We start from the raw sequence: 16,958 nt of genomic DNA on the forward strand, positions 1-16,958 counted from the left end.
TACCACAAAGACGTGTATATCTGTACCGGTTTTGGGGCCCGCGGACTGATCGGCGCCCCGCTCGCCGCCGAGATTCTTGCCAGTGAGATTTGCGATATGCCCCTGCCTCTGGAAAAAGCGCTGATGCATGCCATTCATCCGGCGCGTTTCATCATTCGCGGCCTCAAGCGTCGGCAACTCACCGCATGAACACGCCAAACGCCACACCATCATCGAAACCGTCACCAACCACCGATCCGGACCGGATGAAAACGGCGGCTACGCTGGCCTTGTTCTTTTCCGGACTGTTTCTGATTCAGGGTGTTTTTCTACCCTATTGGCCGGTCTGGTTGAAGTCCCAAGGATTATCGGCGGCTGAGATTGGCATCCTGCTTTCGCTGCCGAACTGGGTGCGCGTCTTTGCCGATCCGTTGATTGCCCAACGTGCTGATCGCACCGGCAATCGCAAGACCCCGATGATGTGGCTTGCCGGGATCTACGTGTTATCCATTCTGGCCTTCCCAATCTCGAGCGATTTCTGGTGGCTTGCCGCCCTTTCGGTCGTGATCGGCTTTACCTTCTCGCCGCTGCTCCCACTTGGCACGACCATCACGGTGCATGAATGCAAGGCGCGTGAACTTGATTATGGTCGGGTGCGGCTGTGGGGATCGCTTGCCTTCATTCTGGCGTCCTATGGGGCGGGCTGGGTTCTGGATGGAACATCAACAAAATGGATCGTCTGGATGCTGTTTGTTGCGGGGATCGTGAACTTTGCGATTACCACCCGCATGCCTGACCCGCAGACAGATCGCCCGCTCAGGTCCGGTTCTTCGCTGATGTATCTGCTGCGTAAACCGGTTTTCCTGATCTATCTCGCCTGCATCGGATTTGCCCAGGGTGCTCATGGCACCTACTACGCCTTTGCGTCAGTCCATTGGGAATCCGCCGGTTACTCGCATGAGATGATTGGCGTTTTCTGGTCGATTGGTGTGATTGCCGAGATCGTTCTGTTTGCCGTCGCCGGGCGGTTTGTCCGTGGTCGCCATCCGGGTATCTTGTTTGCGATTGGTGCGGGATCAGGAATTTTGCGCTGGATTGTACTGGGCACAACAGACAATCTATGGTTGATTATTTTGGTTCAACCCCTTCATGCCATGACATTCGGGATCACGCATTTGGCCGCCGTCAGTTTTATCGCCCGCGCCATACCACAACAACTTGCCACCTCGGCACAAAGCCTGATGGCCACACTGTCCATGGGCGTCTTCCTCGGCAGCAGCATCTGGATTTCCGGCCCGCTGTATGAACAGTTCGGATCGCAGGTCTATTATCTGATGGCGGTATTTTCGGCGATTTCGATGGGATTTGCGATTGTGCTTACGCGAACCTGGCGCGGAGAGGATCAGACTTTTTGCAACTGATTAAACTTACCGGCACGAACCAAAAGACAATAATTTTGAACTCAAAGGGGCCTTTGATATGACCTCGATGCCGTTCTCTCTCAGAATGCGCCGCTTGAAACTTGGTTTGAAAACACTGCTCGGTGCGGAGCCTGCCGGCTATTTCATCCCTTACCGTTACGCCAGCGAGACGGCAAAGGCCGTCGGGCGCCCAACATACCCGGCAATCGAAACCATGATGGAGACTGCCGCCTCCACAATGAAGGCGTGGCTGACCAAGGCCGCCAATTATCACGAAGCGTTTGCGACTTTCGGCAATGCCACCCCGCCGGAGCCACGCTGGCAACAAAGCTGGTTTCCGCGCCTTGATGGTATGATGGCCTATGTCTTCACCCGCGAATTTCGCCCGGACCGGATCATTGAAATCGGATCGGGTCATTCGACGCGGTTTTATTACCGGGCGATCAAGGACGGCGAACTCGATACGGCATTTCATGCAATTGATCCTGCGCCACGCGCTGATATTGCAAAGCTTCCGATCACGGTTGAACGCACCATCGTGCAAAAGGCCGATCCATCGGTCTTCAAAACCCTGACCGGTGCGGATTTCCTGTCGATCGATTCAAGTCACATCCTGATGCCCGGCACCGATGTTGATCTGCTGTTTTCATCAGTCATCCCGACCCTGCCAAGCGGGGCAATCATTCATATCCACGACATCACCCTGCCCGATGACTATCCTGAAATCTGGCAATGGCGCGGATATAACGAACAACTAGGGGTCGCAGCCCTTCTGGCAGGCGGCGGATTTGAGATCATGTGGTCAAGTGCATATGCAACGACCCGCATGCGCGATGAGGTCGACCAATCCATAGCCAACGGCATTCACCTTCCCGAAGGCGCGCATGAAACAAGCCTGTGGCTGCGCAAGCGCTAGGAAATAGACACTAAAAAACAAAGGGCAGCCCAATAAGGCTGCCCTTTTTTCGTTTGGTGCGATGATGGATCAGTTCTTGTAAGGATCCGCCGCATCCCGCAGGCCATCGCCGAGGAAGTTAAAGGCGAGCACTACGACCACAACTGGGACAACCGGCAACATCAGCCAGGGATAAACCGCGACCGCATTGATGTTTTGCGCTTCATTAAGCAACACGCCCCAACTGGTCACCGGCGCGCGCAGGCCAAGCCCGAGGAAGCTCAGCGCGGTTTCACCCAAGATCATATTGGGGATCGATAGCGTCACCGATGCGATCAGGTGGCTGGCAAAGTTGGGCAGCAAGTGACGTGCAATAATCCGCTTTGGCTTCGCCCCCATCAGACGTGCAGCCAGTGCATAATCCTCTTCACGCAAGGCCAGAAGTTTCGATCTCACTGCGCGGGCAAGTCCGGTCCAGTCGATCAGACCAAGGATAATCGTGATCCCGAAATAAATTAAGATCGGGCTCCAGGTCACGGGCAATGCAGCCGAAAGTGCCATCCAAAGCGGAATTTCCGGCAAAGACCGGATCACTTCAATCGCACGCTGGGCCGTTGAATCGACCCAGCCACCGTAATACCCGGCCGCCCCGCCGATCAGGATACCGAGAAGGAAACTGACCGAAATACCCACCAGACCAATGGTCAGCGAAACCCGCGCGCCATAGATCATACGTGACAACATGTCCCGACCAAGCCTGTCGGTGCCAAACATGAACAGCGTACCGTCTTCAGACGGGCAGACGAAATGGAAGTCCATATCGACCATGCCCCAGAATTCATACTCATCCCCCGAACAGAAAAAGCGCAGTGGCTCTATCCGGTCCGGATTGACCGTGTAAGTCGGTTTGAGTGTTTCCATATTGACCGAGAAATCGGTGCCATAGGTGAAAGGCCCGACAAATTCGCCCTCATGGAACAGATGAACCCCCTGCGGCGGATGATGGATATATTCCGAATTACGGGTTTCCTGCGCATAAGGCGCTATGAACTCGACGATAAAGACCGACGCATACATGATCGCCAGAACAATCAGTGAAAAATACGCCAGCCGGTGACGTTTCAACCGCCACCACATCAATTGCCACTGCGAGGCAAGGAAATACTTCTCCTGCTCAGGCGTCAGTTCCTCGCGATCCCAGGGATCAAACGGTGCTGAATCAACAAAATGTTCGTTGCGCTTTTCGGTTTCCTTGCTCAATTGCCGACCCCTCCCTGCAGACGAATGCGCGGGTCAAGCCAGGCAAGCAACACATCGGAAACAAACATGCCGACAACCGTCAAAAGGGCCAAAAACATCAGGAAGGAACCAGCCAGATACATATCCTGACTTTGCAGTGCCGTAAGCAACATCGGCCCCGTTGTCGGCAATGACATCACCACCGACACCAGAACCGATCCCGACACCACCTGCGGCAGGATGTTACCAATGTCTGCGATGAACGGGTTAAGTGCCATGCGCAAAGGATATTTGAACAGTACCTTGGTCGGTGACAGGCCCTTGGCATGGGCTGTAACCACATATTGCTTGCCCAATTCATCAAGCAGGTTCGCGCGAAGACGGCGGATCATGGCGGCTGTACCGGACGTCCCGATAACGACAACTGGTGCCCAAAGATGTTCAACGACCGACATCATCTTGGCGAAGGACCAGCCTTGGTTGATGTATTCAGGGTCCATCAGACCACCGATTGATGTTCCGAAAACGACGTTTGCGTAATAAAGCAGGATCAGGGCAAACAGGAAGTTCGGCATGGCAAGCCCAAGGAAGCCAAGCAAGGTAAACCCATAGTCGCCCCAACTATATTGGCGGGTTGCCGAATAGATCCCGATGGGGAAGCTGACGATATAGATGAAGATAACCGTGCTGAAATTCAGTACCAGCGACAGCCAAAGCCGATCACCGACCACATCGCTCACAGGCAGGTTGTATTCAAATGAAAAGCCGAGATCGCCTTGCAGCAGTCCCCAGGCCCATTCGGCGTATTGAATATAGATCGGCTGATCCAGGCCGTACTGGCGTTTGAGAAACTCGATCTTGGCCGGGTCAACCGCCTCGCCCTGGGCTTGAAGTTCATTGAGATATGTGGTCAGAAAGTCGCCGGGTGGCAGCTGAATGATGACAAACACCAGCACGCTGATCATAAACAGCGTGGGTATCATCACGAAAAGCCGTCTTGCCAGATAAGTCAGCATCGGCGCTGTTGCTCCCCCGAGGTTGTTTCACGCCATTCCCTCAACGGCGCAAAACAACACGTTTTTAGTTAAAAGATTACCGATCCCACCAGAAGGTATCAGGCCGATAAATCCCAAAGAACGCACCCGGCTCCCAGCTATGGATGCCTTTTTCGGGCACGTTGCGCATGTCCTTGTCGATAACGACCGGTTGCGGCACGTTGCCGATCAAGCCGATTGAGAACATGTTTTCCGAATTGATATCGAGAATGGCCTGCCATGCTTGTTTCTGGCCCGCTTCATTGCTGGTTTGCCACTTGCGATACTGTTCCATCAGTTCCTTGGCGGCTGGCATATCGGGTGCTTCACCCGCCTCGCCGTCCGTTTGATAATATTGCCCCCATTTCGGCCATTGCAGGCTGTCTTGCAGAACAGGAACGAATTCATCAGGGGCAGTGTTGGGCGTCGCCAGGCCGTTATCAATGCCGTTGAAAATCGACATGATCGTCTCGCCGGTATAGGCACGGTTACGCATCACTTCGCGCTGCAGGCCCTTGACGAACAGCTTGATGCCAACCTGACGCCAACTGTCGCCAACCAGTTCAAGCATGTCGTCATGTTCGGGATTTTCCCCGGACGTCTCGACAATGATTTCCATCGGGCGTCCATCAGGCAAAAGACGGATACCTTCGCCATTGCGTTCATCCAGCCCCATTGCATCAAGCAGTTGGTTTGCAGCCTTGACATCGAAATCGGTATAGCTTTCGCGATATTCCGGTTTGAATAGCGGGCTTTTGGGCAAGACGGTATTGTTGGTTGGTTGCGCCAGACCAAAGAACATGACCCGGTTAATTTCGGTGCGGTTGATCGCCAACGACAGCGCACGACGGAAACGGACATCACGCAGAACTTCGCGCCAGACCGGATCGCTGCAGGTCAGGTTGGGATACAATGCGGCATAAGCCCCTGCCCCGACATCCCAAAGACGCACATCATAGTTCTGGTTGGCTTCGGATTGCTTCAGGAACGTGTAGTCCTTAAGCGACAGAATTCTGCTTTGCAGGTCGACCTCGCCCGCGCCGACTTTGGCCGGGACCAGCTTTGCGTTCGAGATATTGAAAATCATCCGGTCGATGTAAGGAAGCTGATTTCCTTCCGGATCGACGCGGTGATAATACGGGTTGCGCACGAAGACGAAGCGATCAGACGGCTCCTCTGTCGTGATCAGCCACGGCTCTAGCGACGGCCGATGAATGTTGGAAAGCTTATAGGGACGATCAATGTCCGTATGCAATACAGCCCAGCTGCGCAGACCACGTTCTTCAACCATCGCCTGGAGTTCGTCCGCATCACGATAATTCTCGTGGAACTGTTTCAGATAGTGCGCGGGGCGGTAAATAAACGGCGGGCGGGTTGCTGCCAGTTCGGTCAGGAAAAACGGGTTTGGCTGTGACCAACTGTAGCGAACGGTATATTCGTCAAGAATTTCAAAGGTTGCCGGTTCATTCCCGACAAACAGGAAACGCGGCGGCCCGACTGGAAACAGTTCATCATTATTGACGATATCTTCCCAGTAATAACGGAAATCCTCGGCCGTGAACGGCTCGCCATCCGACCATTTGTGACCTTTACGGATATGCAACGTGAAGACATTGCCTTCTTCATTCACATCAAGCGCTTCAAGGATATCAGGACGCAGGTTGAGGTCCTGATCATAGCCGATCAAGCGGGCATAGCCATAGACAACCGCCATACGGATATCTTTGGACCGCCCCATGATGGTGACAAATTCCCCACCATATTTGCCGATTTCCTTACCCTCCCCCGCAAAGTCAATCACATGCGGATGTTCTGGCAGACGGTCATTCATCGCAGGCAAAGACCCGCTTGCGACCGCATCCTCGAAATAAGGGACTTCTGCATGCGCCGGTGCGACCAAGACACTTGCCGCCAGAAAACCTGTCGTCATCACAAGGCCGGAAAAGGCACGATGAATTTTAGACATCGACGGGTTTAACACACTGATCATATAGCGATCTCCGTAAAATCGGCACGTTCGGCACGAACAAAGTGATCTTCTGCGACCTGCATCATCTTGGGCTCGCTGGTCTGGTTGATCGTGAACGGGGCTGGCCACCGGGATGGATCAGATGCTTTGCCATCCATTATCTTGTCGAAATCAAGCAGATGATCCAGATCGGCAAACGGCACGGCATGCAGCAAAGCCTGCGTGTAGGGATGCATCGGGTTCTTAAACAGTACTTCGCGTGGTGCGGACTCAACAATCCGCCCGGCACACATCACGGCAATCCTGTCTGCAACGTAATCCACGACCGCAAGATTGTGTGAAATGAACAGATAGGTCAAATTAAGATCGCGCTGCAAATCTTTTAAAAGATTAAGTATTTGCGCCTGAACCGACACATCAAGTGCCGATGTCGGCTCATCAAAAATCAACAAATCCGGCTTCAGGCTGAGCGCACGCGCAATCCCGATACGCTGGCGCTGCCCGCCCGAAAAACTATGCGGATAACGGTTCAGAAAGCGCGGATCAAGACCAACCAGGTCCATCAGTTCCAGCACCATTTTCTGTCGATAGTTACTATCCCCGACACCGTGAATAAGCATAGGCTCGGTAATGATATCCTGAACCGTCATTCGCGGATTAAGCGATCCGAACGGGTCCTGAAAAACAAATTGTATCCGCTTTCGGTAGGGATTGAGCTGATCTTCATCAAGCCCTGTCAATTCAGTCATCTGTCCGCTTTCACCGCGAAACAGAATGGAACCTTCATCCGGGCTCATCGCGCGCATGATCAGTTTGGAAAGCGTTGTTTTACCACAACCACTTTCACCCACAAGACCAACGCATTCGCCGCGATTAACAGTCAGTGAGACGTCGGACACTGCGGGTATAAGGCGCTCTTCGGATTTGATCCAGTTACCCTTGCGCGTGGTAAAGCTTTTGCTGAGATGGCGAACCGCCAGAACCGGCTCGCTGGCCATGGTCGGGTGCAGGGCCAAAGTTGCCGGAACATCCGATGTATTTTGTTGTGTATCGCCATCACCTGCACTGGCAAGTAGACTGCCGGTTTTCGGCTTGATCTCGCGCAGCGGGCGCAATCTTTCGTCCGGCCCCATGTCAAAGTGCGGAACCGCCGCCAGCAATGACCGTGTATAGGTATGGCCGGGATTGATGAACACATCATCGGTCTTGCCAGCCTCGACCACCCGCCCGTCATAGATCACCACCATCCGGTCTGCCATGTTGGCAACCACGCCGAGGTCATGGGTGATCAACAGAACCGACATCTGCAATTCTGCCTGCACTTCCTTGATCAGACGCAGAATTTGCGCCTGAATAGTTACATCAAGCGCGGTTGTCGGTTCATCCGCAATCAGCAAGGCCGGACGGCACACCAGTGCCATCGCAATCATCGCGCGCTGGCGCAGGCCGCCGGAAAGTTCGAATGGATAAGTTTTCAGTGAACGCTTGGGCTGCGGAAAGCCGACCAGTGTCAGCATTTCAACGGCAAGCTCACGCGCCTCGGCCGATCCGACCTTGCGATGAAGTTTGACGGCCTCGCATATCTGATCGCCGATTGTGTGGAGCGGCGACAGGGAACTCATCGGTTCCTGAAAAATCATCGAAATCCGGCCACCGCGAATGGCGCGCATGTCAGAGCCAGACCGATCCAGCATGGCGATATCCACACGGGTTCCGGGCTTTTTCGGATCGGCAAAGATGATAGACCCTTTGGTGACTTGGGCCACCTTTGGCAACAAGCCCATGATTGCCTGCGAAATGGTGCTTTTGCCCGATCCGGATTCACCAACCAGTGCCACGGTTTCCTGCGCACCGATGCGAAAGCTTACATTTTCGACAGCCTTGACACGCATGTGCGGCAGTACGAATTCAACTTTCAGATCCTTGATGCGCAGAATATCGGTCATTCTAGTTGATACCACCGTGTTTGCGTTCGGATGCTGCGGCCTTAACCAGTGTTTCGGCCTCATCCATGCGCATCAAGTTTGTTCTTGTGACGTCATCGACAAGCAGCTGGTTATCTTTCGCCCAATCACGAGAAATTTCAAGGAGATCGTCAAAACCGTCCAGTGTTGATTCCGCGACAATTTTCGCATCCCCTGCCTGCAGGGTCAGCTCGAACCATCCCTTGTTGCCATCGCGCTTGGTACTAAAGTAACGCAAGCGGAACTTCGAAAGTTCCGGCCAGGCAAAAGCCGTTCCGCCGCGCAAGCTTGAAAGCCGAATGCCGTACTCCGATACATAGATCTTTGACTGGAAGCGGATAACCGTGCGGGCAAAATAGAAAACGAACAGCAAAGCAAGCCCGGCGGACGTCCATTGAATGATTGCGAGCATCTCGGGAATCAACGCGATAACCCCGCAAATCAGCAGCCCGACAATTGATTTCGCCAGATCAGGGGCCATCAGTTTGGATGGATAGCCCATCGTCTGGACTTCGCTGTCACCGACACCTGCTGGCTTTACCGGGTCGACGGTGCTTGGCACGGTGCTTGGCACACTGGGGGCCTCGGGGGCCGGTGCCGGTTCAGGTTCCACGTGTTGTTTTGGCCTTATTGCCATGGAAATACTCCGGGTATTCTCAACCAGCGCAAAGCTGAATGGTCCATAGAAAACAGATTATCAAGGAACTTCGTGGTGGCCTCGTCATGGACAAGGTGATGGGTCAGAATACCCGTCGGCTCATCCGCGTCGACCCGACCTGTTCGCCGTGCTGACAGATGTTCAATCATTGCGCCGAGTGCCGCGTCTTCGCCAACAAAGCCGCGCGTTCCGCGCCAATCAATGACATCAACATGCGTGTTGACCTGCATGATGCCTTTATACGGTTCTGCCGCCTTGCGGGCATTGAATGTACTGATCCCGCAAAAGCCAAGGGAATGCAAAGCCGCTACGACATCTTCGGCCACCCGGTTCCATGGCGGCACCAATACCGGCAAGAAACGATTGCCAAAACGCGATTGCAGAACCGAAAACCCATGGCGAAGATCTGCAACGACGTCGCCAATATCGCGCACGTCATCAAGTTCCTGTTTCTTGCGTCCCTCTGGCATATGGTTCTGGTGGGACCAGCCATGCTGCAACACACGGGTATCAAGGGTTTCGACAAGACGTTCAACAAGGTCATCCTGCAAAACCGCCGGAATAACCGCAAGTGCGAGTGGTACTTTATAGTCTTGTTCGAAACGCAGAAGCGTTTCAAGCGCCGGGGTGACAGAAACAGCATCGTCGTCACGCCACCACGCGGTGGCAATCCGGTCTTCCGACTGCCACAGATCAAGCTCTGCGCGTAATTGGTCCCAGCTGCTCATGCCTGCCCTTTGATCTTTTCTGCGATGATTGACGCAGTTCTTTTTGCGCCATCCAGTGCGATTTTAATCCCGCTTGGCTGTCTGGCGTTATCTATTTGTTTTGCTAATGATTGCGCAGACAGGCCATCAAGATCAAGCAGGGAAATAACCCCTTCATTGGCAAGGACTTCTGCACGTTCGGTTTGCTCGCTTTCGCCGCCTTCTGCAAACGGCACCATGACCGCCGGCGTTCGCGTCGCCAACACATCCATCAGCGTGTTGTATCCGGCCTGTGAAACGGAAACGGCGGCACGCGCCATCCGTTCACGAAAATCGGGCAAAAACCGATGCAGGATCACACCGTCGGGCAACTGGCCGCGCAAAAGGTCAAATTGATCTGAGGGAAAATGCGGCCCAGCGACAATATCCCAAATAGCGTCGCTATATTTTTGCGAATGCGCGCGGGCAGAAATTGCAAGCCTGATCAGCGCTGCCCCAACGGCACCGCCGCCAGCAGAAACGAGAACACCGCTGCGATCTGCCTCAACACCATCTGAAACATCATTGGCAACATTTGGTGCGACATACCCCGTGTAGGCGATCAGGTCCGATATATCGTCGGCAAACTCAAAGCTGCGATCAAAACCAAACAGTTGCGGGTCGCCATGTACCAGAACTGCATCAAGATATTTTCGCGCGATATCACGCATCCATCGTGTTTTGCCGATGTCTTTTTTACGCACTAAAAGGTCTCTGACAGAACAAATGATCGGAACGCCCGCTTCATTCGCCGCCTCAAACAGCGGAATCAATTCGAACCGAAATGCGCGGCGCCCGAACGGAAACATTTCAACCAGAAGCAGTTTCGGCTCCGTTTCCTTAAACGCGGTCAGCAGTTGTCTTTTACGTTCTTCCTGCCAGTCGTCCCCCAAGGCGTTCCCTTCAGGATCGACAAGCCCTGAGAAACCAGTATCGGATGTCTTGCACGGGGAAAGCTGAACAACTTCACTCGCCGCGAAATCAAGGCTGTCATCGGGCACACCGCCGCTTGCGACCGTAACGCCAAGCCCTTTATTGCGAAGCGCCTGATTGATCAACGCCATGCGGCGCACGTGACCAATGCCAAGCAAGTGCTGAACATAGACCATAACGTCACTCATCACGCGCTCTCCTGCGCGGGCGCAAGTGGCACATTGAGTGCTTCCACAGAGAACCCCACGTCTTCAGAATACTGAAACACATGCAAACAGTGCCAATCGAGTTTGTCTGGAATTTTGCCCATCATGTCCCATCCACGTGCTGCAGCATAGACAGCACGTATCACGCCCTTGTGGGTGACCGCACCAAATTCTGTAAGATCGCAATCCTTTAGGAATGCCTCAAACCGCCCCAGCACATCACGCGGGCTTTCACCTTCGTCGGGACGAAAATCCAAACCGCGGTCTTCATTGGCGCGAAGGTCTTCCCCCATCCTTGCGCGAAGGTCAGAAAGTCTCTCGCCCTCCCAAGTGCCCCAGTCCATCTCGATGAGCGCAGGCTCGGTGGCAACGGTTCTGATGCCAAGCGCATCTGCAGTGTCACGTGTCCGGGATAAGGGCGAAGAAATCCACGGCACATCGGTCCACGTGTCGGGCAAGCGGTGCTGACGATACCAATCAGCTGTCTCGGGCCTGATTGAGATATCTGTCCGTCCCTGAATGCGCTTTTCGGTATTCCAGGCCGTGACACCGTGGCGAAGCAATGCAAAACGGATCTGTTTCATATCAAACCCTGCCCGATTTGTGACGAAACGTGACCCGGGATGATTTTCTTGAATGTGGTGGATAGCAGATCAGCAGCGGCTTCAAGCGTGTGATGCTGCGCTGCTTTCGATGCACCGGCAGCACCGAATTCACGCAGTACGGCGACATCCGCCCCAAGGCATTCCGCCAAACGGTCTGAAAAAGCCGCGACATCACCAACAGGCACAAGCCACCCGGTCACACCGGACGAAACAATACCCGATACGCCACCAGTATCCCCTGCCAGAACCGGAAGCGCAGCAGACTGCGCCTCAAGCAACGCCATTCCGAAAGCTTCATTGATCGCGGGCCAGACAAATAAATCTGACTGCGCGAGAATATCTTTGGTTTGTTCCGGTGTTTTCAGCCCCACTAGTGAAACCTTGTCTTCACCAAGTCCATTTTCTTCAAAAAGGTCCTCGACCTGCTGACGTGCGGGGCCATCACCAATCACTGTCAGGTGCCAGTTATCAACACCATTGCGCCTGAGGCGACCCAGTGCGTCTGCCAAAAGCGAATAGGATTTCAGTTTATCACCATCGCGCATCATTGCAGTTGTCACCAACCGCACACATTTCGGATTGATTGCTGCCCGCTGCCCAACATCCCATGACGCGACACGTGTAAAGGGCGGCAGGAAATGCAGACGATCAGGAACACAGACCTGTGCAAGGCATTCCATATCAACCCGATTGAGTGAGAAAACGGCATCTGCCTGCTTANNCCACATACGGGATACCCAGCGCATCGGCGACAATCGGCCCGATCCAGTCCGGTGCCTTGTAATAAAGATGATAGGTAAACCAGATATCCGGCTTGGGACGGAACCCCGATTGGTATTGCCGCAATAAACGGGCTGCAAGTTTGGTCCCCAGTTCGGCAAGCCGCGCCTGTTTAAGGACATCGCCATCAGCAACGCGGCTGCGAAGTCGCGCAGCAATATCGACCTTCATACCTGCTGACTGAAGGGCTTCACACAGCATCCGGGCAATCAGGCGGTCACCCGACGGAACAGGATGGTCAATCGGCTTTAACGGTGCGTAAAAGGCAACCTGCAAGTGCGTGCCTCCTACTCTGCGGCGGGTTGTTCGGCGGGGGGTTCTGACTGTTCGTCGGACTGGAAGTTAACACCGAAACGTTCCGCCAGTTCCTTCATGCCGCGATAGAATGAGAAATCCCGACGTACAATTTCATTGCCCTTGCGGCCCATGGTTTCGCGAAGACGAGGATCAGTGATCAAGGCTTTGAGCGCACTCGCAAGTGCATCCGGATTACGTTCGGGTACAAGTTTGCCATTTACGCCGTCTTCAACCAGTTCAGGAATGGCCGAAATTGCAGTCGAAACCGCAGCAAGTCCGCAAAGTTGCGCTTCCATCAGAACGTTTGGCAGCCCGTCGCGATCACCATCCTTCTCAATCCGGCTGGCCAGCACGAACAAATCGGAAGACTGACATGCCGCAATGACTTCCTTCTGATCACGCGCCCCTCGCCAGTCACAGCGATCCGCAATGCCGAGCTCTGTCGCAAGCTGTTGATATTTTTCACCATCGCCACCGCCAATATGAACGAACCGCCAATGAAGGTCGGCTGACAGCTTGGCCAAGGCGCGCAGAAGGTCGTCATACCCCTTCTTGCCCACCAGTCGCCCGACCGACAGGACCCTTACCGGGTTATCGGCATCCGTTCCATCGCGAAGAGGTCTTTCTGGAAGGTCTTCGGGGAAACGCGAAAAATCCAGTCCGTGATAAAGCAGATTAACTTTATCCGGGTCCTCAGCAAGTTTACGCAGGTAATCGACATTGGCGCTTGTACAGGTCACCAGCCAATCCATATCGCGCAGCTTTTCGCGCATATCCCAGTCCCGACTGGTATAGATATCCTTGGCATGGGCTGAACAAGACCACGGCAAACCGCGCATAATTGCGCAATAGCGCGCGACCGATGCCGGTGTATGCAGGAAATGGGCATAGATGCGGGTCACATCATCGGGCAGCTCGGCGGCCATCACCATGGCCTGGGCAAATCGGCGTGCGCGATTGGCGGTGCGGTCCCGGCGATAATCCTGCCACCAGATATTCAGGGCACGACGATATCCAGGCATCTTGCGCGCCTTAAGCCAGCCACGCAAAACCCGCATCGGTTCCTGATAGACATATTCCGGCAGATAATCGACCGCACCTGTAATGCGATCATTGATCGGATGGCGTTTTTTGTCGGTTGGATGACGCAGCGACACAATCCGATAGGGAATGCCTGCCTGCTGAATACCCAGAATTTCCTGGGAGATAAAGGTCTCCGACAATCGCGGATAACCCTTCACCACGATTGCCAGATTGTCGCGTGCCATCAAATCTATTCCCGATGATTATTCTGCGGCCATTTGTGGCGGAAGCCAGCGATCAACCAATTCGCCAACGCGATCCAGTCCGCCCATAAGGTTCGGAACAGTCACATGCGACGGTTTTGGCTGATGTATCAGACCACGCAGTGCGTCGGCCATTTCGCGCGGATCGCGACCACCGTCTTCGGTCAGCATTCTGACCAGACCAAGCTTTTCTGCCGCCGCGGCGCGAACATATTGTTCAAGACGCGGGACAGTACGCGGCACGATAACGGCCGGTTTGTCAAAGGACAGGATCTCGCAGAAGGTGTTGTAACCGCCCATGCCGATCACGCCGGCCGATTTGTGCATCAACACTTCGACATTGGCATCAAAGGTAATGACCGACAGTTTGTCGATCTTTTCCGCACGTTTCATAAATTCGTTTTGCTGTGTCGGTCCCATAAAGGGCCCCAGAACAACCAGCGACGGCACCGGAATATCAGGGTCGGTTTCGTAGGCGCTGATCACCCAATCGACCAAATTGACGCCGTCCCCACCACCACCTGTCGTTACCAGATAATACGGTTCTTCAAGACCAAGCGCCCCGTGCTCGGGTGCGGGTCTGCGGGTGGCAGTGCGTGGCAGATAGCCGGTATAGGACATCTTTTCTTCAACGCCCGGGGGCAAGTCGATCCCTTCGAGCGGATTACAGATTTCCTTGAGGCCATAAACCCAGATTTCATCATAGAGGTTTGCCAGGGCCGGAACGCATTGCTTGCGGTCCCATTCTTCGCGCAGGTTCACCGGATCATCCATCACATCGCGCAAGCCCATCACCAAACGGGTGCGCCGATGGCGCAACATCTGCAGAGTAGACTCGACCTCGCCGCGCAAGCCAAGCGGTTCTTTATCAACGATAAAGATGTCCGGGTTAAACACATCGGCTGTATGCTGGATAATCGATTCTCGCATCGCCAGAATCTGGTCGACATCGATATTAAGGTTAAGCGAAGTATATTCGCCGTTAGACAGCTTGATCACGCCCGGAATGCGGACAAAGTCCACGCGCGAGCGGAATTCAAAGCTGCCGATAATCGGCGAGCCTGACAAAATCAGTACAGATACATCATCGCGATGCGATACCAGCGCATGCGCAATCGTACGGCAACGGCGCAAGTGCCCAAGCCCGAAGGTATCATGGCTGTAAATCAGAACCCGATATCCGGAATTCCCTACGATTGACATATTCCCGCCCGTATGCGTAGTGATCTCAGTTCCCCGCACAACCCATTAACAGGGTGACAGGTTCTTTGTTTATGGCAAGTAAATCCGTGAAATCGGGGTTTGCGCCCTTCTTTCAGCTCCCGGACAATTGCTCTCATACTGAACCGATATCGCGCAAGACTTTTTCGAGCATCTCTTTTCTTTCTTCCGCAGTTTCAAGCGAACGAAGTTTTTCCGAAAGCGCCGTTACTGTACCTGCATAAAGATTATGCCAGTCATCGCGCGAAAGTTCTTCACCCGAAAGACGTGCCTGCGGAATAGCCGGTTGGCCTTTGCCCTTCTTGAGGGTGACCGTGTCATCAAGCATCGGCATGGAAATCAGCTTTTCCTCGATGCCGTGCGCCATCAGAACTTCTCGGAATGCCGCACGTGCGCCTTCTTCACCGTGGGTGAGGAAAATCTGACGCGCGACTGGCAAGCGGTTCTTGGTCCATTTCAGCAGCATATCCTGATCGGCATGGCCGGAATAGACGTCCAACGTCCGAATACGGGCACGTACTTCGATCTCGTCGCCGTGGATCCGCACATGCTTTGCCCCGCCCTGCAAAACACGCCCAAAAGAGCCCGCGGCCTGAAAACCGACCAGAAGCACGGTGCAATTAGGCCGCCACAGGTTGTTCTTCAGATGATAGCGAATGCGACCAGCGTCGCACATGCCGCTTGCTGAGATTATGATCGCACCGCTGGTGACCTGTGCAAGCTGTTTACTGGCCTGAACATCTGGCACCATATGGAACTTCGGATGCGAAAGCGCCTGTGCGTCACCGCGCTTCAGGTGTTTGGCAAAGACATCGGTCGCGCGTTGCGCCAAGGGGCTATCGACAAACACATTTGCAGGTGGCAACTGGCCGCGGTTGAAAAGATGTGCAAGATCAACAAGAAGCTCTTGCGTTCTGGCAACGGCAAAACTCGGAATTACCAGATTGCCGCCATTGCCCAGCGCATCCTGAACTTCCTTGCGCAGCATCTCGCGGCGTTCTTCGTCGGTCATCACCGGACGGTTACGATCGCCATAGGTGGTTTCGACAAACAGATAATCGACACCCGTTGGTGCCTCGGGTGCGTCGTTAAATACGGCCTCACCGGTACCAACATCACCCGAGAACAGCAATCTTGTCGGATTACCGTCTTTGTCGCCGTTCTCAATCTCCACCTCAATCGACGCAGAACCAAGGAGATGACCAGCATCCCAGAACCGCGCGCGCACGCCATCAATCACCGGCAACCATTCGTGATAGTCGACAGTCTTGAGCTGCGACAGCGTATTCTCCGCGTCTTCGCGGGTATAGATCGGGGTGACTTCAGGACGACCGCGCCGCGCATTGCGACGGTTCAGACGTTCGACTTCACTTTCCTGAATGTATCCCGAGTCCGGCAACATATAGGTCAAAAGATCACAGGTCGGTTCCGTCGCATAAATCGGCCCGCCAAAACCGGCCTTGACCAGCTTGGGCACCAGGCCGGTATGGTCAATATGCGCGTGCGTGAGCAACACGGCCGAAATCCGGTCTGCCTCAAACGGGAACTTGCCATAGTTCAGTTCACGGACGGTTTTGCTGCCCTGGAACATACCGCAATCGACAAGGAAATTGCCCCGATCAGTCTGCAAAAAATAGCAAGATCCCGTCACCCCACCAGCAGCACCACAAAACGTCACCGATATCGTCATTCTATTCACTTTCGCGGATTGGAAACGATCCAACA

The 16,958-nt window shown here is 54.1% G+C and carries 15 protein-coding genes; 3 read left to right on the plus strand and 12 right to left on the minus strand.

The features are described 5' to 3' along the window. From B3Z49_RS14240 to B3Z49_RS14250, 3 genes are all read left to right on the plus strand, one after another. Positions 1 to 189, plus strand: a 189-nt coding sequence (locus B3Z49_RS14240) for a hypothetical protein (protein ID WP_296992075.1), incomplete at its 5' end; no start/stop codon positions are given. Then, complete coding sequence (locus tag B3Z49_RS14245; RefSeq protein WP_296992077.1) at positions 186 to 1,400, plus strand: 3-phenylpropionate MFS transporter; 1,215 nt, start codon at positions 186 to 188, stop codon at positions 1,398 to 1,400. The genes B3Z49_RS14240 and B3Z49_RS14245, both read left to right, overlap by 4 nt. A gap of 58 nt (positions 1,401 to 1,458) precedes the next feature. Next, positions 1,459 to 2,316, plus strand: a complete 858-nt coding sequence (locus B3Z49_RS14250; RefSeq protein ID WP_296992079.1) for a class I SAM-dependent methyltransferase — start codon at positions 1,459 to 1,461, stop codon at positions 2,314 to 2,316. Between the two features lie 69 nt (positions 2,317 to 2,385). Here the strand turns inward: B3Z49_RS14250 and B3Z49_RS14255 are convergent, their stop codons facing one another. From B3Z49_RS14255 to B3Z49_RS14310, 12 genes are all read right to left on the minus strand, one after another. Beyond that, complete coding sequence (locus tag B3Z49_RS14255) at positions 2,386 to 3,555, minus strand: ABC transporter permease (RefSeq protein ID WP_296992081.1); 1,170 nt, start codon at positions 3,553 to 3,555, stop codon at positions 2,386 to 2,388. Further along, positions 3,552 to 4,550, minus strand: a complete 999-nt coding sequence (locus B3Z49_RS14260; protein ID WP_008890802.1) for an ABC transporter permease — start codon at positions 4,548 to 4,550, stop codon at positions 3,552 to 3,554. Before B3Z49_RS14260 ends, B3Z49_RS14255 begins: the two co-directional genes overlap by 4 nt. A gap of 76 nt (positions 4,551 to 4,626) precedes the next feature. Further along, on the minus strand, positions 4,627 to 6,558 hold the full coding sequence (locus B3Z49_RS14265) for an ABC transporter substrate-binding protein (protein ID WP_296992083.1): 1,932 nt from the start codon (positions 6,556 to 6,558) through the stop codon (positions 4,627 to 4,629). After that, positions 6,555 to 8,483 carry an ABC transporter ATP-binding protein gene (locus B3Z49_RS14270; RefSeq protein WP_286792208.1) on the minus strand — a complete coding sequence of 643 codons (1,929 nt, stop codon included), beginning with the start codon at positions 8,481 to 8,483 and terminating at the stop codon, positions 6,555 to 6,557. Before B3Z49_RS14270 ends, B3Z49_RS14265 begins: the two co-directional genes overlap by 4 nt. Position 8,484: 1 nt before the next feature. Beyond that, entirely contained in the window at positions 8,485 to 9,114 is a 630-nt protein-coding gene (locus tag B3Z49_RS14275; RefSeq protein ID WP_296992087.1) for a hypothetical protein, read from the minus strand. Positions 9,115 to 9,128: 14 nt separating this feature from the next. Then, positions 9,129 to 9,887 carry a polysaccharide deacetylase family protein gene (locus tag B3Z49_RS14280; RefSeq protein ID WP_296992088.1) on the minus strand — a complete coding sequence of 253 codons (759 nt, stop codon included), beginning with the start codon at positions 9,885 to 9,887 and terminating at the stop codon, positions 9,129 to 9,131. Then, entirely contained in the window at positions 9,884 to 11,026 is a 1,143-nt protein-coding gene (locus tag B3Z49_RS14285) for a glycosyltransferase family protein (protein WP_296992090.1), read from the minus strand. Before B3Z49_RS14285 ends, B3Z49_RS14280 begins: the two co-directional genes overlap by 4 nt. Beyond that, positions 11,026 to 11,628 (minus strand): histidine phosphatase family protein, encoded by a 603-nt coding sequence (locus B3Z49_RS14290; RefSeq protein WP_296992091.1) that lies wholly within the window; start codon positions 11,626 to 11,628, stop codon positions 11,026 to 11,028. The genes B3Z49_RS14285 and B3Z49_RS14290 overlap by 1 nt, the downstream gene beginning before the upstream one ends. Beyond that, positions 11,625 to 12,377: a glycosyltransferase family 4 protein gene (locus tag B3Z49_RS14295; RefSeq protein WP_296992092.1), complete on the minus strand. Its 753-nt coding sequence runs from the start codon at positions 12,375 to 12,377 to the stop codon at positions 11,625 to 11,627. The genes B3Z49_RS14290 and B3Z49_RS14295 overlap by 4 nt, the downstream gene beginning before the upstream one ends. Positions 12,378 to 12,716: 339 nt before the next feature. After that, the gene (locus B3Z49_RS14300) at positions 12,717 to 13,994 is read right to left on the minus strand and encodes a glycosyltransferase family 4 protein (RefSeq protein WP_296992093.1); all 1,278 of its coding nucleotides are present in this window, start codon (positions 13,992 to 13,994) and stop codon (positions 12,717 to 12,719) included. An 18-nt stretch (positions 13,995 to 14,012) separates the two neighbouring features. Continuing rightward, positions 14,013 to 15,215 (minus strand): glycosyltransferase family protein, encoded by a 1,203-nt coding sequence (locus B3Z49_RS14305; RefSeq protein ID WP_063089861.1) that lies wholly within the window; start codon positions 15,213 to 15,215, stop codon positions 14,013 to 14,015. Positions 15,216 to 15,348: 133 nt separating this feature from the next. Further along, entirely contained in the window at positions 15,349 to 16,923 is a 1,575-nt protein-coding gene (locus B3Z49_RS14310; protein ID WP_296992096.1) for an MBL fold metallo-hydrolase, read from the minus strand. Between the last annotated feature and the right edge of the window lie 35 nt (positions 16,924 to 16,958).

Origin of the sequence: Thalassospira sp. UBA1131 (assembly GCF_002311515.1) — a bacterium.
Taxonomy (GTDB): domain Bacteria; phylum Pseudomonadota; class Alphaproteobacteria; order Rhodospirillales; family Thalassospiraceae; genus Thalassospira.